Raw genomic sequence first — 21,538 nt, forward strand, 5'->3', positions numbered from 1 at the left:
GGAGTCGTATGTCCGTCCTGAACACACCCCTGCACGAGCTCGACCCGGCGGTCGCCGCCGCGGTCGACGCCGAGCTGCACCGCCAGCAGTCCACGCTGGAGATGATCGCCTCGGAGAACTTCGCTCCGGTCGCGGTCATGGAGGCGCAGGGCTCGGTCCTCACCAACAAGTACGCCGAGGGCTACCCCGGCCGCCGCTACTACGGCGGCTGCGAGCACGTCGACGTGGTCGAGCAGATCGCGATCGACCGCATCAAGGAACTGTTCGGCGCCGAGCACGCCAACGTCCAGCCGCACTCGGGCGCCCAGGCCAACGCCGCCGCGATGTTCGCGCTGCTCAAGCCGGGCGACACCATCATGGGTCTGAACCTCGCGCACGGCGGGCACCTGACCCACGGCATGAAGATCAACTTCTCCGGCAAGCTCTACGACGTCGTCGCCTACCACGTGGGCGAGGACGGCCGGGTCGACATGGCCGAGGTCGAGCGGCTGGCCAAGGAGTCCAAGCCGAAGCTGATCGTCGCCGGCTGGTCCGCCTACCCGCGGCAGCTGGACTTCGCCGCGTTCCGCCGGATCGCGGACGAGGTCGGCGCGTACCTGATGGTCGACATGGCCCACTTCGCCGGGCTGGTCGCGGCCGGGCTGCACCCGAACCCGGTGCCGCACGCGCACGTGGTCACCACCACGACCCACAAGACCCTCGGCGGCCCGCGCGGCGGTGTGATCCTCTCCACGGCCGAACTGGCCAAGAAGATCAACTCCGCCGTCTTCCCCGGTCAGCAGGGCGGCCCGCTGGAGCATGTGATCGCGGCCAAGGCGGTCTCCTTCAAGGTCGCCGCCTCGGAGGACTTCAAGGAGCGCCAGCGCCGTACGCTGGAGGGTGCCCGCATCCTGGCCGAGCGTCTGGTGAAGGACGACGTCCGGGCCGTGGGTGTGGACGTCCTGTCCGGCGGCACGGACGTGCACCTGGTCCTGGTCGACCTGCGTCACTCGGAGCTGGACGGCCAGCAGGCCGAGGACCGCCTCCACGAGGTGGGCATCACGGTCAACCGGAACGCGATCCCGAACGACCCGCGTCCGCCGATGGTGACGTCCGGTCTGCGGATCGGCACGCCGGCGCTGGCGACCCGGGGCTTCGGAACCGAGGACTTCGCGGAGGTCGCGGACGTCATCGCCGAGGCGCTGAAGCCGTCCTACGACGCGGAGGCCCTCAAGGCCCGGGTGAAGGCCCTGGCCGACAAGCACCCGCTGTACCCGGGTCTGAACCCGTAACGAAGAAACCTTTCGGGCGCCGCGCCCGCCACCAGCGGACGCGGCGCCCACCCCCTCTGCACCACCCATGTAGTCAGGAGTTCCCCCGTGGCCATCTCGGTCTTCGACCTGTTCTCGATCGGCATCGGCCCGTCCAGTTCCCACACCGTCGGCCCGATGCGGGCGGCCGGCCTGTTCGTCCGGCGGCTGCGCAACGAGGAGCTCCTGGGGTCCGTCGCCTCGGTCCGCGCGGAGCTGTACGGCTCGCTGGGCGCGACCGGCCACGGCCACGGCACGCCCAAGGCGGTGCTGCTCGGCCTGGAGGGCGACTCCCCGCGCACGGTCGACGTGTCGAGCGCGGACGAGCGGGTGGAGGCGATCAAGACCGGTGGCCGGCTGAACCTGCTCGGCGAGCACGAGATCGCGTTCTCCTTCGACGACGACATGGTCCTGCACCGCCGCAAGACGCTGCCGTACCACGCCAACGGCATGACCCTGTGGGCGTACGACGCCTCGGGCGCCGAACTGCTGACGAAGACGTACTACTCGGTCGGCGGCGGATTCGTCGTCGACGAGGACGCGGTCGGCGCCGACCGCATCAAGCTCGACGACACCGTGCTGAAGTACCCCTTCCGCACGGGTGACGAGCTGCTGCGCCTGACCGAGGAGACGGGTCTGTCCATCTCCGCGCTGATGCTGGAGAACGAGCGGGCCTGGCGCACCGAGGAGGAGATCCGCGAGGGCCTGCTGGAGATCTGGCAGGTGATGCGGGACTGCGTGGGGCGCGGACTGTCCCAGGAGGGCATCCTGCCGGGCGGCCTCAAGGTGCGCCGCCGGGCCGCGAACACCGCGCGCAAGCTGCGCTCCGAGGGCGACCCGCTGGCCCTCGCCATGGAATGGATCACCCTCTACGCCATGGCGGTCAACGAGGAGAATGCCGCCGGCGGCCGGGTCGTCACCGCCCCCACCAACGGCGCCGCCGGCATCATCCCGGCGGTCCTGCACTACTACGTCAACTTCGTGCCGGGCGCCGACGAGGAGGGCGTGGTCCGCTTCCTGCTCGCCGCGGGCGCGATCGGCATGCTCTTCAAGGAGAACGCCTCCATCTCCGGCGCCGAGGTCGGCTGCCAGGGCGAGGTCGGCTCCGCCTGTTCCATGGCCGCGGGCGCCCTGGCCGAGGTCCTCGGCGGCTCGCCCGAGCAGGTCGAGAACGCGGCCGAGATCGGCATGGAGCACAACCTCGGCCTCACCTGCGACCCGGTCGGCGGCCTGGTCCAGATCCCCTGCATCGAGCGCAACGGCATGGCCGCGGTCAAGGCCGTCACGGCCGCCCGCATGGCGATGCGCGGCGACGGCTCCCACAAGGTGTCCCTGGACAAGGTCATCAAGACGATGAAGGACACCGGCGCGGACATGTCGGTGAAGTACAAGGAGACGGCCCGGGGCGGGCTGGCGGTGAACATCATCGAGTGCTGAGCCCGGGGCGGCGCACGTCTTGCCATGCGAGACGTCCATACCGGGAATCAAGACGGCTGACATCGTTGTAGCACCCATGTTTCATACGTGAAAGACCGAACGATGCCCGCACCAGCCACCGGCTCAGCCCCCACGCCCGTCAACCCGAGGTCCCGCGTCCTCGTCGCCAGCCTCATCGGCACGACGATCGAGTTCTACGACTTCTACATCTACGCGACCGCCGCGGTGCTCGTCTTCCCCCAGCTGTTCTTCCCGAGCAGTGACCCGACCACCGCGCTGCTGTCGTCCTTCGCGGTGTTCGGCGCCGCGATGGTCGCCCGCCCGATCGGCGCCGTCGTCTTCGGGCACCTCGGAGACCGGCTCGGCCGCAAGAAGACGCTCGTCGTCTCGCTGCTCACCATGGGCATCGCCACGTTCCTCATCGGTGTTCTGCCCACCTACGCGCAAGCCGGGTGGCTGGCCACCGCGCTGCTCGTGCTGATGCGGCTCGCGCAGGGGTTCGCCCTCGGCGGCGAGTGGAGCGGTGCCGCGCTGGTCGCGACCGAGAACGCCCCCAGCGGCAAGCGCGCCCTGTACGGCACCTTCCCGCAGCTGGGCGCCCCGCTCGGCTTCATCATCGGCAACGGCCTGTTCCTGGGCATGGGCGCGCTCCTGCCGTCCGCGGCCGGTGCCGACCCCTCGCAGCCCTCGGAGGCCTTCGTCAGCTGGGGCTGGCGTGTCCCGTTCCTGTTCTCCGCCGTGATGGTCGCGATCGGCCTGTGGGTGCGCTCCCGGCTCGTCGAGTCGGCGGTCTTCGCCAGGACCCGCGAGTCCGGCGGGGTGCGGCGGCTGCCGCTCGTCACCGTGGTGCGCAGCCACGGGAAGCAGCTGGTCCTGGGCACCTTCATCATGCTGGCGACCTACGTGCTCTTCTACCTGATGACCACGTTCTCGCTCAGCTACGGACGGGCCGCGAAGGACGCCGCCGTGCCCGGACTGGGGTACGGCTACACGACGTTCGTGCTCATGATGATCTTCGGCGTGCTGTTCTTCGCCGCGTTCACCCTGATCTCCGGTCCGCTCGCGGACCGGTACGGGCGGCGCGCCACCCTGATCTGGATCACCGCCGCGATCGTGGTCTTCGGACTGGTCTGGGTGCCGCTGATCGAGCTGGGCACCCTGGGCGTGGTGCTGTGGCTGGTGCTCGGCTTCACCCTGATGGGCATGACCTTCGGCCCCATGGGCGCGCTGCTGCCGGAGCTCTTCCCGACCAGCGTGCGCTACACCGGCTCCGGCATCTCGTACAACGTCAGCTCGATCCTCGGGGCGGCTCTCGCCCCGTTCATCGCGGTGGCGCTGTGGGAGACCGGGGACGGCTCACCGTGGCTGGTCGGTGTCTACCTCTCGGCGATGGCGGTGCTGACGCTGATCGCGCTCCTGCTCGGCAAGGAGACCAAGGACGTCTCCCTGGACGACCGGGAGGCCGTCGCCGACGACCCGGCCCGCGCCCCGGCCGGCTCCCCCGCCCCCTGAAAACCGACCGCCAAACCCACCGGCGTTCACCACCGCCGTGCCGCGAGCCTCCTCACGCCCGGCGTACGGCCGCCCTCGCGGGGCATAACAACAACCCCTGACCCGAGGGAACTTCAGCCCCACCCGCACCAGAGGGAGCCCCCATGCTGCGCGGCATCGACGTGAGCGCCTACCAGTCCTCCTCCTACGGCACCGACGGCCTCTCCTTCGTCTTCGTCAAGGCGACGGAGGGCCGTTCCTACGTCAACCCGAAACTCGCCGCCCAGACCAGACGAGCCCGTGACGCCGGGCTGGTCGTCGGCTTCTACCACTTCCTGTGGCCCGGCAACCTGACCGCCCAGGCCGAGTACTTCGTGAGCAAGGCCCCCGAGCGGGCGGGCGACATCCTCGCCGTCGACTGGGAGAACACCAGCAACGGCACGCACGCGAGCAACGCCGAGAAGGACCTGTTCATCAGGAAGCTGAAGGACCTTCGGCCGAACAGTCAGGTGGTGCTCTACTGCAACCGCCACTTCTGGCTCAACGTCGACACCACCTCCTATGCGGGCGACGCCCTGTGGATCGCCGACTACGTGAGCGCGGGCAAGCCCCGCATCAAGGCCAAGTGGCGTTTCCACCAGTACACCGATGACCCGCTCGACAAGAACGTGGCCGACTTCGAGAGCAAGGCGGCGCTGCGGAGGTGGGCGGAGGACGCCTGACCTAACCGCTGAACTCCGGCGTGCGCTCCGGGGACGCCTCCGTCAGGGCCTTCGAGACCGCCTCGACTCCGCCGCGCAGGCCGTAGACCGGGGTGCCGGGCTGCTGGCGCCAGGAGTCGTCGATGCCGCCCGCGTCCACCGTGTCGAAGCCGAGGGCGTCGATGAGGTCCCGTACCTTGCGCTTGGCCGGCTCGTCGTCACCGGCCACCGGGAGGGCCATGCGGCCGGGGTCGCCGGCGGGGAGCGGGCGGTCCAGGATGTCCTGGGCGTAGGTGCCGTTGAAGGCCTTGACGACCGGGTGGCCGATCCGGCGTTCCGTCCAGCGGCTCTCGGTGAGGCCGTCGTCCTCGATCTCCGCGATCCTGCCGTCGCGCTGCCGCGGGTAGTAGTTGCCGGTGTCGATGACCGCTACGCCGTCCGCCGCGCCGTCGAGCAGGCCGGAGGGAAGGTCCGGGACCGCCTTCAGCGGAACGGTGACGACGACGATCTCGGCGCCCCGGGCCGCCTCCCCCACCGTCACGGGCGTCGCGCCGGTCTCCTCCGCGAGGGCCTTGAGGGTGTGCGGACCCCGGGAGTTGGCGACGGCCACGTCGTGCCCCAGGGCGGTGAGCCGCCGGGTCAGGTTGCCGCCGATGTTGCCCGCTCCGATGATGCCGATCTTCATGTCCTCGCCTCGTCCTTCCGGAGATGAACAGCGCCGCGTGAAGCCTTGGTGACCAGGGTCAACCTCGGGGGCGGGTGGGCTATTCCGGGTCCGGGAAGGGTCTGCGCCCGGGCATGGCGAGGGGCCCGGTCCGAGGATCGTGGACCGGGCCCCTTCGTGCCCCTCGGGCGAGCCGGAGGCCTACTTGTTCAGGTAGGCCCAGAACTCGTCGAAGCTCAGCTGCTTGTCGCCGTCCAGGTCGCGGGTCTTGATGACGACCTCGGCGACCGACTCGGTGACGTTCCAGTCACCCGACTTGGCCAGGGCGCTCTTGAACTCGGCAGCGGTGATGAATCCGTCACCGTCCGTATCGATCCGCTCGAACTGCTTGCGTGCTTCCTCGATGTCCGCCACCGATCCGCCCCTCATCTCGTGCTGTGCTTCCTGCTGACGCAGGTCAGATTAACCGGCCGTGCGGGCCTGCAGCGCGGCGACCACCCAGACGAACTCCTCGTCGTAGGTCGGCTGGGGGTCGAGGCCGTTGACGATGGCCTGTAGTTCGCGGTAGCGGGCGACCCGTATGTTGGAGGCCGCCGTGAGGCGTTCGAGTACGACGGCCCGGTCGATGCCACCGAGCAGGTCCCGGAGGACCTCGTCGGCCTCCGGTGCGTCCGGAGCGATGCCGCGCTGCCGTGCCTCGCCGGCGAGCGACACGAGCCGGCTCATGAACCACAGGGACGAACCCGCCGGGGCGTCCGGCCCCCGGTCCGCCGCGTTGAACTCGATCATCTGCCGCATCTGCGCGCGAAAGCCGGGGTCCTGGATCAGCTCGGCGAGCTCCACCCATGCGTCCACCTGCTCCGGCGTGGGGTCGTCAGGGAGCTTCGCGGCCGGGAAGCGCAGCCTGCGGCGGATGTCCGGGTCGGCCGTGTCGATCCCTTCGAAGATCTCCGCCATGAAGTCCTCCACGATCCGCCGCCGCTCGGCCGCCGAGAGCCGTGCCAGTCTGTTCACGAGGGTCATCTCCTCCGCGTCGGAACCCCGCTTCGCCACGGTCGACAGCACCGCACGGGTCACCTTGAGCGCCCGGATCTGCGCGTCCAGCGCGACCACGTGCGCGGCCGCGACCTGCGCGACGGTCGTCTCACCGACCAGGACCCGGCGGACGTCCGCGAGGCCCAGGCCCAGTTCGCGCAGGGTGCGGATCAGCTCCAGCCGTGCCACGGACGCCGCGTCGTACAGCCGGTATCCGCCCGCGGACCGGCCCACCGGGGGCAGGGCGCCCTCGTCGGACCAGTAGCGGATGGTGCGCACGGTGAGTCCCGTGACCCGGGCCAGTTCGCCGATGGTGAGCAGTCCGGTGCGGTCGTCGATCATGCCTGCGAGTCTGGACCCTCCAGCGGGTGGAGACTCAAGGAGCGCGGCGGTGACGGACACTCTGGCGGACATCCTCGACGCGGCGGCGCGGGGCGTCTTCCCGTCGGCGGACGGCGGTACGACGGTCGTCCCCCAGCCCTCGGCCCGGGACGCCGGGGTCCTCGCCTTCACGGCCCACTCGGTCGTCTTCACGGACGAGGACCCCGACTGGGTGCGCGGCGTCCTCGCCCGCACCGAGTGCGACGCCCTCGCCGCCACGATGAACGCCCGTTTCCTGACGGCCCTGATGGACCGGACGGGGCGTACGTCCGACACGGTCGACGTGCTGCTGACGGGTGCCGCGCTGCCCGGGGAGCCACCGGTCGCGCTCACGGAGGTCCACGACCTCGGGCATCCGCGCGTGGTGTCCGCGATGCGGCGGCGGGACGGCGTGCGCGTGTGGACGGCGGACGGCGGAGTGCTCGTGCTGGGCCGCGGGGTGGCCGGGCGCTGGGAGGTCGCCGTCGAGGTGGAGGAGGGGGCGCGGCACCGCGGGGTCGGGCGGCGGCTGGTGTCCGCGGCCCGGCAGTTGGCCGGGGGCGCGCCGGTGTGGGCGCAGGTGTCGGCGGGGAACGCCCGCAGTCTGCGGGCGTTCCAGGCGGCCGGTTACCGGCCGGTGGGCTCGGAAGTGCTGCTCGTCCCGGGAGCCGGGCGTCACCGGAAGACGCCCGTGTGGCCGAGCGAGTAGCGGCCGGGCTGCGGGTAGACCGCGAGGCCGTGCGGGCCGCTGCCGACCGGGATCCGGGCGAGCTGGATACCGGTGCGGGTGTCGACGGCGTACACCTCGGCGTTGTAGCGGCCGGACAGCCACAGCACCTTGCCGTCGGCGGAGACGCCCCCCATGTCGGGGCTGCCGCCGTCGGGCAGCTTCCACTTCTTGGTCAGCCTGCCCTGGGTGAAGTCGAAGACCGAGATGGTGCCCTCTCCGCGGTTGGTCACGTACATCTCGCGGGAGTCGCGGCCGACGTAGAGGCCGTGGCAGCCCTTGCCGGTGGGCATCAGGACGGGCTCGGTGAACGCGTCGCCGTTCAGAACCCACATGCCGTGGGCCATCATGTCCGCGATGTAGAACCTCTTGCCGTCGGGTGAGATCTTCACGTCCTGCGGCATGGCGCCCTCGAACGGCAGCCGCTGCTGCCCGACGACCTCCATCTTCTCGGTGTCGACCTTGAGCAGTTCGCCGCTGAACTCGCAGGAGACGATGAAGTAGCGGCCGTCGAGGGAGAAGTCGGCGTGGTTGACGCCGTAGCAGGAGACCGGGACGGTCTTCTTCACCTTCATGGTGTGCGGGTCGCGGAAGACCAGCTCGCGGTCGAGGGAGGCCATGACGACGGCGTACCTGCCGTTGGGTGTGAAGTAGAGGTTGTAGGGGTCGTGGACCTCGACGTCCTTGCCCGCCTTGCCGGTCTTCGGGTCGATCGGGGTGAGGGTGTGGCCGCGGTTGTTGTTGACCCAGAGCGTCTTCAGGTCCCAGGAGGGCACGACGTGCTGGGGCTGCCGACCCACCCGGATCGTCTCGGTGACCTCGTACGTCTTCGGGTCGATGACGGTGACCGTGTCGGACTCGGTGTTGGGGACGTAGACCCGGGACGGGAAGTCCTTGACCACGGGGGACAGCTTGTTGGGGCGGTCGGCGGCGTACACGTCCTCGGGGTCCAGGACGGGCGGCATGCCCGGCAGGCCCTTCACGGGCTTCTTCTCGGGCGGGGCGGGCACGGCGGCCTTCGTGGCGCGCGCCTCGGAGGTCCGTTCCCCGCCCCCGGTGCCGCAGGCGGAGAGGACGGCGAGGGCGGCACCCACGACCAGGGCACTCTTGACGAGATGGCGGTGCATTGCACCATTTAATGGGCACCTCGGAGGGAAACCAGTGATTCGTCCGTCCGGCGACCGGGTGAGGCATCGGGCGCGCTCAGCGGTCGGCGACCCGCATCTCGAACCAGGTCGTCTTGCCCCGGGGCAGCAGGTCGACCCCCCAGCGGTCGGCCAGCTTGTCGACGAGGAACAGGCCCCGGCCGCTGATGTCCATCTCCTGGACCGGCATCAGGCACGGCAGCCCGCGGGAGGGGTCGCGGACCTCGACGCGGATCCAGCCGCGACGCCGGTGCAGGCGCAGTCCGAAGACACGGGCGCCGGTGTGGCGTACGGCGTTGCCGACCAGTTCGGAGACGAGCAGGACCGCGTCCTCGGTGGTCTTGGGGGTGAGGCCCCAGTGGCGCAGGACCACGACCTGGGTGAGGCGTCTCGCGGTGGCCGCGGACTCGGGGCGGGACGGCAGTGGAACCTCTGCCTCCGTCGGGTTGCCGTACAACTCGAGCGCCTTCAGCGCGTGTTCGTCCTCGACGGTCGGCGACCAGCGCGCCGCGGCCGCATGTGCGCGCCCCCGCGGCTGTTCCATACCCTCCAGCCCCGCCATGCCCCCATCATGGCCGCCCAGGGCGTCCGGCGGGGCCGTTCCCGGGGAATACACCCCGGGGAACGGAGGGTGAACCGATGGCCGTCCGTCATATGCCAGTGGCACATCGGAGCCTCCGGCGCCCCACCTGACCTGCCGGAACGTCTTGTTCCGGGGCAATCGACGGACTCTTCCGTTCCAGCACGCTTAAGGCCGCCTTAAGGTTGCCATAAACCGCCCCATCGAGGGACCCCGGGTCAGACACCGTGTCAATTGCAAGCCCCTGGAGGGATGTTCAGAGGAACTTCGCCTTGCCCGGGCCCTCCTCGACGAAGCTGCGCATCCCGCGCTCGCGGTCCTCGGTGGCGAACAGGCCCGCGAACCAGTTCCGTTCGACCGCGAGGCCGGTGTCGATGTCCGTCTCCAGGCCCGTGTCGATCGACTCCTTCGCGGCGCGCAGCGCGAGCGCCGGACCCTGGGCGAGCTTCGCGGCCCAGGCGTGTGCCTGCGCGTACACCTCGTCGGCGGGGACGACCCGGTCCACCAGGCCGATCTCGCGGGCCTCGTCGGCCTTCACCATGCGGCCCGTGAAGATGAGGTCCTTGGCCTTGGAGGGGCCGACCAGACGGGCCAGGCGCTGGGTGCCGCCGGCGCCGGGGATCAGGCCGAGCAGGATCTCCGGCTGGCCGAGCTTGGCGTTCTCGCCGGCGATGCGGAAGTCCGCGCACAGGGCGAGTTCACAGCCGCCGCCGAGCGCGTACCCCGTCACGGCCGCGACGACGGGCTTGGGGATCCGAGCCACCGCCGTGAACGAGTCCTGGAGGGCGCGGGCGCGCAGGACCATCGCGGTGTGGTCCATCGCCTGCATCTCCTTGATGTCCGCGCCGGCCGCGAACACCTTCTCGCCGCCGTAGAGCACCACGGCCCTGACGTCCTCGCGGCGCGTGGCCTCCTCGGCCAGTTCCTTCAGCCGGTCCTGCGTGGCGATGTCCAGCGCGTTCATGGGCGGGCGGTCGAGGCGGATCGTACCGACGCCTTCAGCGACTTCGAGAGAGACGGTCATGGCAGCAGGTTAACGGGGGCTAACAGGATTGGGGGCGGTGCGGTGGGTCACATCGGCCGGGGGTCCGGGGGTTGCCCCCGGGCAAGCACAGCACGGGGGCCAACAGGATTGGGGGCGGTGCGGTGGGTCACATCGGCCGGGGATCCGGGGGTAGCCCCCGGACAAGCACAGCACGGGGGCCAATGGGTAGGGCCCCGGTGCGGTCCGTCGCACGGGGGCCCTCTTGTCAGCAGCGGCGAGCTACTTCTTCCACTTCTCCCAGGACATGTTCCAGCCGTTCAGCCCGTTGTCCGGGTCGACGGTCCGGTCCTCGGAGTTCTTGACGACCACCACGTCGCCGATCATCGAGTGGTTGAAGAACCACGCGGCCGGCACCTTCTTGTCCCAGCCGCCGCGCACGTCGCGCAGGCCGATGCAGCCGTGGCTGGCGTTGTAGTTGCCGAAGGCGCCGCCCGCCCAGTAGTTGCCGTGCAGGAAGGTGCCGGAGGTGGTCAGGCGGACGGCGTGCGGGACGTCCTTGATGTCGTACTCGCCGCCGTAGCCGACCGTCTCGCCGTTCATCCGGGTCACCGTCAGCATCTCGCTGATGACCATCTGGCCGTTCCAGGTCTCCATGCCGGGCTGGCCGGTGGTGACGGGGATGGTCTTGATGGTCTTGCCGTCCTGCATGACCTTCATCGTGAGCTTCTTGGCGTCGACGACGGAGACCTGGTTGCGGCCGATGGTGAACTTCACCGTCTTGTCCTGCTCGCCGTAGACACCGGAGCGCCCCTCGACGCCGTCGAGGTTCAGGTCGACGGTCACCTTGGTGCCGGGCTTCCAGTACTTCTCGGGGCGGAAGTCGAGACGGTCGTTGCCGAACCAGTGGCCCTCGACGTCGACGGCCGGCTCCGTCTTGATGCGGATTGCCTTCTCGACGTCCTCCGGGTTGGTGATGCCCCGGTCGAAGCGGATGGAGAACGGCATCCCGACGCCGACCTTGGAGCCGTCCTCGGGGGTGAAGGTGCCGGTGAAGGTGTTCTCCGGGGTCAGCGTGGTGAAGCCGGCGTCCTCGGCGGCCGTGCGGCCCTCGGAGTCCTTGGCGACCGCGTGGACCGTGTACTTGGTGGCGCCGGCCAGGTGGATGGACGGCGTCCAGCTGGCGCCGTCCTTGGATATCGCGCCGCCGACCTTGTTGCCCTTGGCGTCCTTGACCTCGACCTCGGTCAGCTTCCCCTTCTCGGCGGTCACCTTCAGCGCACCGCTCGTGTCGACGGACTTGGCGCCGTCCTTGGGGGTGATGCCGACGACCGCCTCGGACTGCTTGCTCTGCGCGGCGCCCGAGTCCTTGCCCTTGCCGTCGCCCTCGCCGGAACCGGAGCCGGTCCCCCCGCCGCCGCACGCCGTCACGGCGAGGAGCAGCACGCCGATCGCCGACGCGAGCATTCCGTTCCTGCGCCCAACCGACGCCCCCGATATCGGTCGCCCGTTCACGTCTTTCTCCCCTCCCAGGGCCTGGTCAGGCCCGCACCCCGCGCGATCCCCCGCGCGTCGGCGAATAGTAACCACAGGGTGCACGGCACCGGCGGCCCGCGATTGTCACTGTTCGGTCCCAACAGATCGCCGGCTCAACCCGCCCCCTTGTCGGGCTACTTCACCGCACTGCCCGCCTTCCATGCATTCCAGTGCAAATTCCAGCCTCCGAGCCCATTGCCGGGAGAGACCTTTTTGTCATTGCTGTTGACGACCTCGACGACGTCCCCGATGAGGCTGCGGTCGAAGAACCAGCCGGCCGGGGTGTCCGAACTGCCGCCCTTCACGTCGCGCAGTCCGATGCAGCCGTGGCTGACGTTGGTGCGGCCGAAGACGCTGGGGTGCGCCCAGTAGTTGCCGTGCAGGAAGGTCCCGGAATCGGTCAGGCGCATGGCGTGCGGGACGTCCGGGATGTCGTACTCGCCCTTGCCGTCGCGCTTCTTGAAGCCGACCGTGGCGCCGTTCATCCGGGTCACGTCGAGCATCTCGGTCACCACCATCGTGCCGTTGTACGTGGTGTTGCCGGGGGCCCCGGCCGTGACGGGCACGGTGGCGAGGGGCTCGCCGTCGCGCCGGACCTCCATGGAGTGCGCGGCGGCGTCGACGATGGAGACCTGGCTGCGGCCCACGGTGAAGGAGAACGTCTTGTGCTGGAGGCCGTAGACGCCGGGCGCGCCCTCGACGTCGCGCAGGTTCAGGGCGACGGTGACCTGGGTGCCGGGTTTCCAGTAGTCCTCGGGGCGGAAGTCGAGGCGGCTCCGGCCGAACCAGTGCGGGCGGATCTCGACGGCCGGGCGGGCGGTGACCCGGACCGCGCGTTCGACGGCGGCCCGGTCGGCGATCTGCCGGTTGAACTCCAGTGAGACGATCATGCCGGTGCCGACCGTGGCGCGGTTCTCCGGGGCGACGTAGCCGATGAAGCGTTCCTCCGGGACGTAGGTGGTGAAGGTGGTGTGCCGGGCGGAGCGGCGTCCACCACCGTCCACGGCCACGGCGTCGATCGTGTACTTGGCGGCCAGCGCGAGCCGTTCGTCGTCGGGCTCCCAGGTCAGGCCGTCGGCGGAGAGATGCCCGGGCACCGGGGACTCCTGCGCGTCCTGCGACCTGACGACCTTCACCTTCTCCAGCCGGCCGTCGGGCACGCGCACCCGCAGCTTCTTCCCGGGGCGCACTCCCCTGCTGCCGTCGTCGGGCGAGACCTTGATGACGTCCTCGGGCGCCGGGGGCGCGCCGAACGCCCCGGCGATCCCTCCCGCGTCGTCCGAGGTACAGCCCGTGGCCCCGGCGAGGAGCCCTGCCCATGTCACTACGGCGGCCAGCGCGGCCCTCGCGCGCCGCGCGCGCCCTTGTACGTGCCTCACGCGGTGCCCAACGACCGGCCGTGTCCCCGGGAAACGACCATGCCCGCCCCCGGGGAAACGTGAGTGCGACCCACGCTCTGGGCAGAACAGTGGGGAGGACGACGCGCAGGGGAGCCGCGACCCGGGCCGCAGCACTGGCCGCACCCCTCTGTCCCCCGTCGTCCCATGAGCCGGTGGGAGGCTGACAGGTGTCCAGCGCAGCCGAGCAGGAGGCGGTGGCCGGTCGTCAGGCCACCGGGAACGGGCGCCAGGCCGCCGCCGTGAACGGCGCACGACGGGCCGCGCCGCCGCCCACCGTGCCCGCGTGGCCGGGTGCGCCGACGCCGCTGGGCGCCCGGTTCCGGGTCGGCCCGGACGGGGTGGCGGGCACCAACTTCGCGTTGTGGGCGGGCGGGGCCGAGGGCGTCGAGCTGTGCCTGTTCGACGAGGCGGGCAGGGAGTCGCGGGTCCGGCTCGCCGAGCTGACGCACGAGATCTGGCACGGCTTCGTCCCCGGTGTGCTGCCCGGGCAGCGCTACGGCTACCGGGTGCACGGCCGCTGGGACCCGTGGACCGGCGCCCGGTGGAACCCGGCGAAGCTGCTCCTCGACCCGTACGCGCGGGCGGTCGACGGGGCCGAAGGGAATGATTACAGCAGCCTGCCGCCTGAGGTGTACGGGCACGTCCGCGACTGGCCGCAGCAGCATGTCGCCGACACCGTGCGCGACGACCGGGACTCGGCGCCGCACGTCCCGAAGGGCGTCGTCGTGCACGATGACGACGACTGGGCCGACGACCGCCGCCCGAAGACGCCCTGGGCGGACTCGGTGATCTACGAGCTGCACGTCAAGGGCTTCACTCAACTCCACCCGGGCATCCCCGAGGAGCTGCGCGGCACCTACGCCGGCCTCGCGCACCCGGCGGCGATCGAGCACCTGGTGAAGCTGGGCGTGACAGCGGTGGAGCTGCTGCCGGTGCACCAGTTCGCCCACGAGGACCACCTGCTGCGCAGAGGCCTGAAGAACTACTGGGGCTACAACTCCATCGGCTACTTCGCCCCGCACGCGGCGTACGCGGCCTCCGGGACGACCGGGCAGCAGGTCGGCGAGTTCAAGCGGATGGTGCGCGCCCTGCACGCGGCCGGGATCGAGGTCATCCTCGATGTGGTCTACAACCACACCGCGGAGGCGGGCGAACTGGGTCCGACGCTGTCCCTCAAGGGCATCGACAACCGCGGCTACTACCGCCTCCAGGACGACGCCCGCCGCTACGCCGACTACACCGGCTGCGGCAACACCCTGCACGTGGTGCAGCCGCACGTGCTGCGGCTGATCACGGACTCGCTGCGGTACTGGGTGACCGAGATGGGCGTGGACGGCTTCCGCTTCGATCTGGCGGCGGCACTGGCCCGTTCCATGCACGACGTCGACATGCTCTCCCCGTTCCTCGCGGTCATCGCCCAGGACCCGGTGCTGCGCCGGGTGAAACTGATCGCCGAACCGTGGGACGTGGGCTCGGGCGGCTACCAGGTGGGGGCGTTCCCGCCGCTGTGGACGGAGTGGAACGACCGGTACCGCAACGCCGTGCGGGACTTCTGGCGGCACGCGCTGCCGGACGTACGGGAGATGGGCTACCGCCTGTCGGGCTCCAGCGACCTGTACGCCTGGGGCGGGCGCAGGCCGTACGCGTCCGTCAACTTCATCACCGCGCACGACGGGTTCACCCTGCGCGACCTGGTGAGCTTCGAGCGCAAGCACAACGAGGCCAACGGCGAGGGCAACCGGGACGGCACGGACGACAACCGGGCCTGGAACGGCGGCGCCGAGGGCGAGACGGACGACGAGGGCGTACGGGCGCTCAGGCGGCGGCAGCTCAGGAACCTCCTGACCACCCTGCTGCTGTCGACGGGAGTGCCCATGCTGGTCGCGGGCGACGAACTGGGCCGCACCCAGCGCGGCAACAACAACGCCTACTGCCAGGACAACGAGATCAGCTGGCTGGACTGGGAGCTGTTGGAGGATCCCGGCTGGCAGGCCCTGTTCGCGTTGACCTCCCGGCTGATAGCGCTGCGCCACCGGCACCCGGTGCTCCGGCGCCGGGCGTTCTTCTCCGGCCGGGCGCAGACCGCCGACGGGCTGCGCGACCTGGCCTGGTTCACGTCCCGGGGCACGGAGATGACGGAGCAGGACTGGTACGCGCCCGCCGCCACGCTGGGCATGTACCTGTCCGGCCGGGACATCCCGGGCCGTGACGAGCGCGGGGAGCAGATCCTCGACGACAGTTTCCTGGCCGTGCTGCACGCGGGCGAGGGGCCGGTGGACATCCGGTTGCCGGGGCCGCCCTGGGCCGAGCGGTACGAGGTCGTCGTCGACACGAGCCTGGAGGAGCAGGGGGAGGCGCCGGGCGTGGAGCACCGGGCGGGGACGGAGATCACGATGCCGGCCCGGGCGGTGCTGCTGCTGCGGGTGGCGGGCTGAGGCATCGTTTCGCCGGTCGGCCGGAAGGGTGACGCCGGGGATTGTTGCGGCTCGTTGCGGGTCCGTGAACGCGGCGGGGATCTTCTTGACCCCGCCGTGGGACCGCTGGCAGCGTCCATGCCGAGCCGCAGCTTCTCCCCCCCACCCCTTCTCGGACTCTCCAGGACCTCCGCATGCCCGAAATATCACGTCGTGCCCTCGGTGCTCTCGTCGGCGGTGGCGCCGTGGGCGCCGTCGCCGGTACGGCTGGTGCCGCCGAGGCGGCTGCCACCGAACGCCCCTTCCGGGCCCTTCCCGGCGCCGCCTCCGGACAGCGCCCCAACGTCCTCGTCATCCTGGGCGACGACCTCGGCTGGGCCGACCTGTCCTCCTACGGCGCCCCGCACATCAGCACGCCGAACCTGGACCGGCTGGCCCGCCAGGGGGTGCGCTTCACCGACGCCTACTCGGGCTCCTCGACCTGCTCCCCGACCCGGTTCAGCCTGTACACGGGCCGTTACCCGGGCCGGACGAAGGGCGGACTGGCCGAGCCGATCGCCGACCGGTCCCAGGGCCTGGACCCGAACCACCCGACCCTCGCCTCCCTGCTGAAGAAGGCGGGTTACGCCACCGCGCTCATCGGCAAGTGGCACTGCGGCTGGCTGCCCGACTTCAGCCCCACCAAGTCGGGCTGGGACGAGTTCTTCGGGAACTTCGGGGGCGTGCTGGAGTACTACTCCAAGCTCGGCCAGCTCGGTGAGTACGACCTCTACGAGGGCGACGCCGAGTACAAGGACCTGAGGTACTACACGACCGTCCTCACCGAGCGGGCCGTGGAATACGTACGCCGGGACCACGACCGCCCCTGGCTGCTCAACCTCAACTTCACCACCCCGCACTGGCCCTGGCTCGCCGAGGGCGACGAGGAGACCGCCGCCGAGATCGCGGCGAAGATCAGGGCGGCGACGAGCCGGGCCGAGGTCAGCACGGCGCTGAACCACTACGACGGCGGCTCGGTCGCGAAGTACACCCAGATGGTGCAGAGCCTGGACGCGGCCGTCGGCGAGGTGCTCGCCGCGCTGCGCCGCTCGGGACAGGAGGAGAACACCCTCGTGCTGTTCGCCAGCGACAACGGCGGAGAGCGCTGGTCGTACCTGTGGCCGCTCAGCGGCGGCAAGTTCTCCCTCCAGGAGGGCGGCATCCGGGTGCCCGCGATACTGCGCTGGCCCGCCCGCGTCGACGGCCACCAGGTCAGTCACGCGCCGCACTTCTCCCCCGACTGGACCGCGACCCTGCTGGAGGTGGCCGGCGCCCGGCCCGACCCGGCGTATCCACTGGACGGCAGCAGCCTCGCCGGGTACCTGCTGCGGGGCGAGGAACCGCCCGAACGGGACCTGTTCTGGAGGGTGCGGGGCAACCGGGCGCTCAGGCGCGGCGACTGGAAGTACTACCGGGACGCGAAGGGCACCGACCACCTGTACAACCTCGCCGATGACCAGCGTGAACAGGCCGACCTCGCCCCGGACCGGCCGGAGTTGGTGAACGAGCTGAAGTCCGCCTGGGAGAAGACCGACCGGACCCTGCTGCCCTACCCCTCCTAGCCGAGGATCGCCCGGCGCGGACGGAGTGAAGCTGACGACGGTGGAGCCCGCCGAGCGGCGGATCAGACCGGCCGGGGTGTCCCGGGCGGCCACCCTCCACGGCGAAGGAGACACCGTCGGCGGCGGGACGGCCCGCGTAACTCTTGCGCAGCTCGGTGACTTCGATGACAGGTGCGGTCGGCATACGAAGAAGGGTCCCGGCGAGGCGGAGTCCGGCGCATCGGCCGTCGCGCTCGAACGGACATCAACCGATCGGCTGATGCGGCGGTACGACCCGGGCGGTGACGCCGTGCGGCCCGGGCGACAGCGCTGCACGAACCCCGGGCGGTGGCGCTGTGGGCCCCGGCTGTGGCGCTGCAGGCCCCGGCCGCCGGCGCCGTCCGGCCCGTCGAACATGCAGGTCGTAGGACCGACGACCGAATCCGGTCCGGCGGAAACTCGGTGGGCAGTGTCAGTGGCGATCCGTAGGCTCGCTGCTGATGGCCACGACACCCGCCCCCGCCCAGGACCGTTCCACCGTAGGCACGCTGCTGCGCCTGTGGCCGTATGTGCGGCCCGTGCGGGCGCGGCTGTCCAGTGCCGCGTTCGTCGCGATACTCGCCTCCTGTGTGGGCCTGGTGATCCCGCTCGTCCTGAAGTGGATGGTGGACGGGCCGATCGCCCACCGGGACCCGGCCGGGGTGTGGCTCGGCGCGCTGTACCTGCTGCTGCTCGGCTTCACGGAGGCCCTGCTGTTCGGGCTGCGGCGGTTGCTGGTGGCCCGTCCGCTCTCGCACGTCGAGGCGTCCATGCGCGCGGATCTGTACCGGCACCTCCAGCGGCTGCCGGTGGCCTTCCACGACCGCTGGGCCTCGGGGCAGTTGCTGTCCCGGGCGACGACGGACCTGATGCTGCTGCGTCAGTTCCTCGCCTTCCCGCTGACGTTCCTCCTGGTCAACGGAGTGACGATCGTCGTGGGCGTGGTCATCATGCTGCTCCAGGACTGGACTCTCGGGCTGGTCGTCCTCGGGCCCGCCGTCCCCCTCATGGTCACCTGCATGGTCTTCGAGAAGCGCTACGCCAAAGTGGCCCGGCGTGCGCAGGACCAGGTCGGCGACCTGACGACGGTCGTCGAGGAGAGCGTCCTCGGCATCCGCATCATCAAGGGCTTCGGTCGGCACCGCAGCCAGGCGCGGGCGTTCCGGGACCTGTCGAAGACGCTGCGCGGCACGGAACTGCGCAAGGCGCGGCTGCTGGCGACGATCTGGGGCGTCATCGTGACGCTGCCGGAGGTCGCGATCGGGGCGGCGCTGGTGGTGGGGGTCGTCCAGGTGGCCGACGGTGCCCTGTCGGCGGGGACGCTGGTGGCGTTCCTGTCGACGGCGCTGGCGCTGCGGTGGCCGGTGGAGTCGATCGGGTTCCTGCTGGCTATGAGCCAGGAGGCGGCGACGGCGACGGAGCGGTACTTCGAGGTCATGGACGAGGAGGAGGAGGACGCCACCACCGCCCCGGGCACCGGCACCGGCTCAGACTCCGCCACCGGCACCGGGCACGCCGGGGACAGGGGCCTGCGCTTCCACGACGTCCGCTTCCGCTACCCCGACGCTCCAGCCGACACCCCGCCCGTCCTCCAGCACATCGACCTGCACATCCGGCCGGGCGAGTCCATGGCCCTGGTCGGCGCCACGGGCAGCGGCAAGACCACCCTCACCGCACTCATCCCCCGCCTCTACGAGCTCACTTCGGGCCGCATCACGCTCGACGGCGTCGACATCACGGAGCTGTCCCGACACGCGCTGCGCGCCAAGGTCGCCGTGGCCTTCGAGGAACCCACGCTGTTCTCGGCCGCGGTCGGCGACAACGTTCTCATGGGGGCGGAGGACACCGCTGGAACAGCCGACCTGGAGCGGGCGCTCGCCGTCGCCCAGGCCGACTTCGTGCACGCCCTGCCCCAGGGGACGGACACCCAGGTGGGCGAGCAGGGCCTCAGCCTCTCCGGGGGTCAGCGCCAGCGCCTCGCGCTCGCCCGGGCCGTCGTGGGGCAGCCGGAGTTCCTCGTCCTGGACGACCCGCTGTCGGCCCTGGACGTGCACACCGAGGCCGCCGTCGAGGCCGCCCTGCGGCAGGTCCTCGCGGACACCACCGCCCTGATCGTGGCGCACCGCCCGTCGACCGTGCTGCTCGCCGACCGCGTCGCCCTGCTGTCCGGCGGCCGGATCGCCGCGGTCGGCACCCACCACGAACTGCTGCGTACGAACGCCGAGTACGCGCATCTGATGTCAGGGGAAGAGGAGGGCGCACGATGACGGCGGCCACCAGCGCACCGGCCGGCAACAAGCCCGACGGCCAACCGGACGGCCGACCCGGCGGCCGGACCGACGACCGGCCCCTCGCCCCGGGCGACCCCTTCGACCGGGACGTCCTGCCCACCCCGCCGGGCGCCACCGGAGCCCTGCTGCGCTCCCTGCTCGCGCCGCTGAAGGCCCGGGTCACGGTCACGACGCTCCTGCTGCTGCTCCAGCAGGCGGTCGTGCAGGCGGGCCCGCTGCTCGTGGCGTACGCCATCGACCGTGCCGTACCGGCGTTCCGGGCGCAGGACCACGGGCCGCTGATCGCGGTGGGCGTCGGCTATCTGGCGTGCGCGCTGGCCGCGGGCGGGCTGCAGTTCGCGTTCGTCGCCGCCGCGGCCCGGGTCAGCCAGGACGTGCTGCTGGACCTGCGTGGCCGGATCTTCCGCCACGCGCAGGCGCTGAGCGTCGACTTCCACGAGCGCTACACCTCGGGCCGGCTCATCTCCCGCTCCACGACCGACGTGGAGTCGCTGCGGGAACTGCTGGACGAGGGCCTCCAGGAACTCGTGACGGTCGTCCTGTCCTTCGTCTACATCTCGGCGATGCTGCTCTGGCTCGACCTGGGCCTCGGGGGCGTGGCGGTGGCGTCCCTGGTGCCGCTCTACGCGCTGGTGCGGTGGTACCAGCGGCGGGCCGGGCGGGTGTACCGGGCCCGGTCGACCGCCATCGCGGCCGTGATCGTCAAGTTCGTCGAGACGATGAACGGCATCCGGCCGGTGCGCGCCTTCCGCCGCGAGGCCGCGGGCGACGCGGACTTCGGCGCACTCAACCGGCGGCACGAGCGGACCAACGGGGACGCGCTGCTGGAGATGGCCCGCTACGTCACCGGTTCGCGGCTGGTCGCCAACACGGCGGTCGCGGCGATCGTGCTGTGGGGCGCCTACCGGGTCGCGGACGGCACGCTGGCCCTCGGTGTGCTGGCCGCGGCCGTGCTGTACCTGCGACGGCTGTACGACCCCATCGACCGGCTCGGGATGTTCCTCAACTCCTACCAGTCGGCGGCGGCCTCCCTGGAGAAGATCGCCGGACTGCTCGCCCAGACCCCGTCGGTGCCCGAGCCGGCCACGCCCCGGCAGCTCCCCCCGCTCGAGAGCGAACACCCCGGCCGCGCGGTGGTCTTCGACGGCGTCCGCTTCGGCTACCGCACCGGCGGCGAGGTGCTGCCCACGTTCGACCTCACCCTCCCGGCCGGACAGACCGTCGCGGTCGTGGGCTCCACGGGCGCCGGCAAGTCGACGCTGGCCAAGCTGCTGGCCCGGTTCTACGACCCCTCCGGCGGCCGCGTGCTGCTGGACGGCGTCGACCTGCGCGACCTCGCCGTGCCCGAGCTGCGGCGCGGGGTGGTCATGGTGACGCAGGAGGCGTTCCTGTTCTCCGGGACGGTCGCCGACAACATCGCGATCGGCCGCCCGGACGCCACCCGTGAGGAGATCGAGCAGGCGGCGAAGGAGATCGGCGCACACGACTTCATCACCACCCTGCCCGACGGCTACGACACCGACGTCCGCAAGCGGGGCGGCCGCATCTCCGCCGGGCAGCGGCAACTGGTGGCGTTCGCCCGGGCGTTGTTGGCCGACCCGGCGGTGCTCATCCTCGACGAGGCGACCAGCTCGCTGGACGTCCCCGGGGAGCGTTCGGTGCAGCGGGCCATGACGACGGTGCTGAAGGGCCGTACGGCGGTGGTCATCGCACACCGGCTGTCGACCGTCGAGATCGCGGACCGGGTCCTGGTGATGGAGCACGGACGGATCGTGGAGGACGGCGGACCGGCCGAACTCATCGAGGGCACCGGCAGGTTCGCGGATCTGCACCGGGCCTGGCGGGACAGCCTGGCGTAGGGCGACGA

17 protein-coding genes and 1 pseudogene are annotated in these 21,538 nt (G+C 71.0%); 9 read left to right on the forward strand and 9 right to left on the reverse strand.

Annotated features, from left to right (window positions below; all coding sequences use genetic code 11):
- Window positions 1-8: 8 nt before the first annotated feature.
- The 4 genes from glyA to IE153_RS15605 all read left to right on the forward strand — a co-directional run bounded on the left by glyA (window position 9) and on the right by IE153_RS15605 (window position 4,939).
- Window positions 9-1,271: a serine hydroxymethyltransferase gene (gene glyA, locus IE153_RS15590; RefSeq protein WP_189590296.1), complete on the forward strand. Its 1,263-nt coding sequence runs from the start codon at window positions 9-11 to the stop codon at window positions 1,269-1,271.
- 87 nt (window positions 1,272-1,358) lie between these two features.
- Entirely contained in the window at window positions 1,359-2,726 is a 1,368-nt protein-coding gene (locus IE153_RS15595; protein WP_189590297.1) for an L-serine ammonia-lyase, read from the forward strand.
- 102 nt (window positions 2,727-2,828) lie between these two features.
- Window positions 2,829-4,238: an MFS transporter gene (locus tag IE153_RS15600; RefSeq protein ID WP_189590298.1), complete on the forward strand. Its 1,410-nt coding sequence runs from the start codon at window positions 2,829-2,831 to the stop codon at window positions 4,236-4,238.
- A gap of 143 nt (window positions 4,239-4,381) precedes the next feature.
- Window positions 4,382-4,939, forward strand: coding sequence for a glycoside hydrolase family 25 protein (locus IE153_RS15605; RefSeq protein ID WP_189590299.1), 558 nt, complete (start codon window positions 4,382-4,384; stop codon window positions 4,937-4,939).
- A gap of 1 nt (window position 4,940) precedes the next feature.
- Here the strand turns inward: IE153_RS15605 and IE153_RS15610 are convergent, their stop codons facing one another.
- The 3 genes from IE153_RS15610 to IE153_RS15620 form a co-directional block, all read right to left on the reverse strand.
- Window positions 4,941-5,603: an NADPH-dependent F420 reductase gene (locus tag IE153_RS15610; RefSeq protein ID WP_189590300.1), complete on the reverse strand. Its 663-nt coding sequence runs from the start codon at window positions 5,601-5,603 to the stop codon at window positions 4,941-4,943.
- 180 nt (window positions 5,604-5,783) lie between these two features.
- Window positions 5,784-5,996 (reverse strand): EF-hand domain-containing protein, encoded by a 213-nt coding sequence (locus IE153_RS15615; RefSeq protein ID WP_030855113.1) that lies wholly within the window; start codon window positions 5,994-5,996, stop codon window positions 5,784-5,786.
- A 48-nt stretch (window positions 5,997-6,044) separates the two neighbouring features.
- The gene (locus IE153_RS15620; protein WP_189590301.1) at window positions 6,045-6,959 is read right to left on the reverse strand and encodes a helix-turn-helix domain-containing protein; all 915 of its coding nucleotides are present in this window, start codon (window positions 6,957-6,959) and stop codon (window positions 6,045-6,047) included.
- Between IE153_RS15620 and IE153_RS15625 the strand changes: the two genes are divergently transcribed.
- Entirely contained in the window at window positions 6,958-7,686 is a 729-nt protein-coding gene (locus IE153_RS15625) for a GNAT family N-acetyltransferase (RefSeq protein ID WP_438817918.1), read from the forward strand. The genes IE153_RS15620 and IE153_RS15625 overlap by 2 nt on opposite strands.
- On the opposite strand, the gene IE153_RS15630 is transcribed toward IE153_RS15625, so the two are convergent.
- From IE153_RS15630 to IE153_RS15650, 5 genes are all read right to left on the reverse strand, one after another.
- Window positions 7,653-8,831 carry a YncE family protein gene (locus IE153_RS15630; RefSeq protein WP_189590303.1) on the reverse strand — a complete coding sequence of 393 codons (1,179 nt, stop codon included), beginning with the start codon at window positions 8,829-8,831 and terminating at the stop codon, window positions 7,653-7,655. The genes IE153_RS15625 and IE153_RS15630 overlap by 34 nt on opposite strands.
- A 76-nt stretch (window positions 8,832-8,907) precedes the next feature.
- Window positions 8,908-9,516, reverse strand: a complete 609-nt coding sequence (locus IE153_RS15635; RefSeq protein WP_189590304.1) for an ATP-binding protein — start codon at window positions 9,514-9,516, stop codon at window positions 8,908-8,910.
- 169 nt (window positions 9,517-9,685) lie between these two features.
- Complete coding sequence (locus IE153_RS15640; RefSeq protein WP_097220785.1) at window positions 9,686-10,453, reverse strand: enoyl-CoA hydratase/isomerase family protein; 768 nt, start codon at window positions 10,451-10,453, stop codon at window positions 9,686-9,688.
- Between the two features lie 240 nt (window positions 10,454-10,693).
- A complete protein-coding gene (locus IE153_RS15645; protein ID WP_438817919.1) occupies window positions 10,694-11,926 on the reverse strand; it encodes a L,D-transpeptidase in 1,233 nt (410 codons plus the stop codon).
- Window positions 11,927-12,081: 155 nt separating this feature from the next.
- Window positions 12,082-13,326, reverse strand: a complete 1,245-nt coding sequence (locus IE153_RS15650; RefSeq protein WP_189590306.1) for a L,D-transpeptidase — start codon at window positions 13,324-13,326, stop codon at window positions 12,082-12,084.
- A 188-nt stretch (window positions 13,327-13,514) separates the two neighbouring features.
- On the opposite strand from IE153_RS15650, the gene glgX reads away from it, so the two are divergent.
- On the forward strand, window positions 13,515-15,782 hold the full coding sequence (glgX, locus tag IE153_RS15655; protein WP_189590307.1) for a glycogen debranching protein GlgX: 2,268 nt from the start codon (window positions 13,515-13,517) through the stop codon (window positions 15,780-15,782).
- A 173-nt stretch (window positions 15,783-15,955) separates the two neighbouring features.
- Entirely contained in the window at window positions 15,956-17,362 is a 1,407-nt protein-coding gene (locus IE153_RS15660) for a sulfatase family protein (RefSeq protein ID WP_189590308.1), read from the forward strand.
- Between the two features lie 6 nt (window positions 17,363-17,368).
- Here IE153_RS15660 and IE153_RS41615 read toward each other — a convergent pair.
- A pseudogene (locus IE153_RS41615) lies at window positions 17,369-17,458 on the reverse strand (ABC transporter ATP-binding protein); the annotation flags it as partial.
- 383 nt (window positions 17,459-17,841) lie between these two features.
- Between IE153_RS41615 and IE153_RS15665 the strand changes: the two are divergent.
- Both IE153_RS15665 and IE153_RS15670 read left to right on the forward strand, forming a co-directional pair.
- Window positions 17,842-19,647, forward strand: coding sequence for an ABC transporter ATP-binding protein (locus IE153_RS15665; protein ID WP_189590309.1), 1,806 nt, complete (start codon window positions 17,842-17,844; stop codon window positions 19,645-19,647).
- The gene (locus tag IE153_RS15670) at window positions 19,644-21,530 is read left to right on the forward strand and encodes an ABC transporter ATP-binding protein (protein WP_189590310.1); all 1,887 of its coding nucleotides are present in this window, start codon (window positions 19,644-19,646) and stop codon (window positions 21,528-21,530) included. Before IE153_RS15665 ends, IE153_RS15670 begins: the two co-directional genes overlap by 4 nt.
- Window positions 21,531-21,538 lie beyond the last annotated feature (8 nt).

The sequence above is a fragment of the Streptomyces massasporeus genome (assembly GCF_014648995.1).
Lineage (GTDB): Bacteria > Actinomycetota > Actinomycetes > Streptomycetales > Streptomycetaceae > Streptomyces > Streptomyces massasporeus.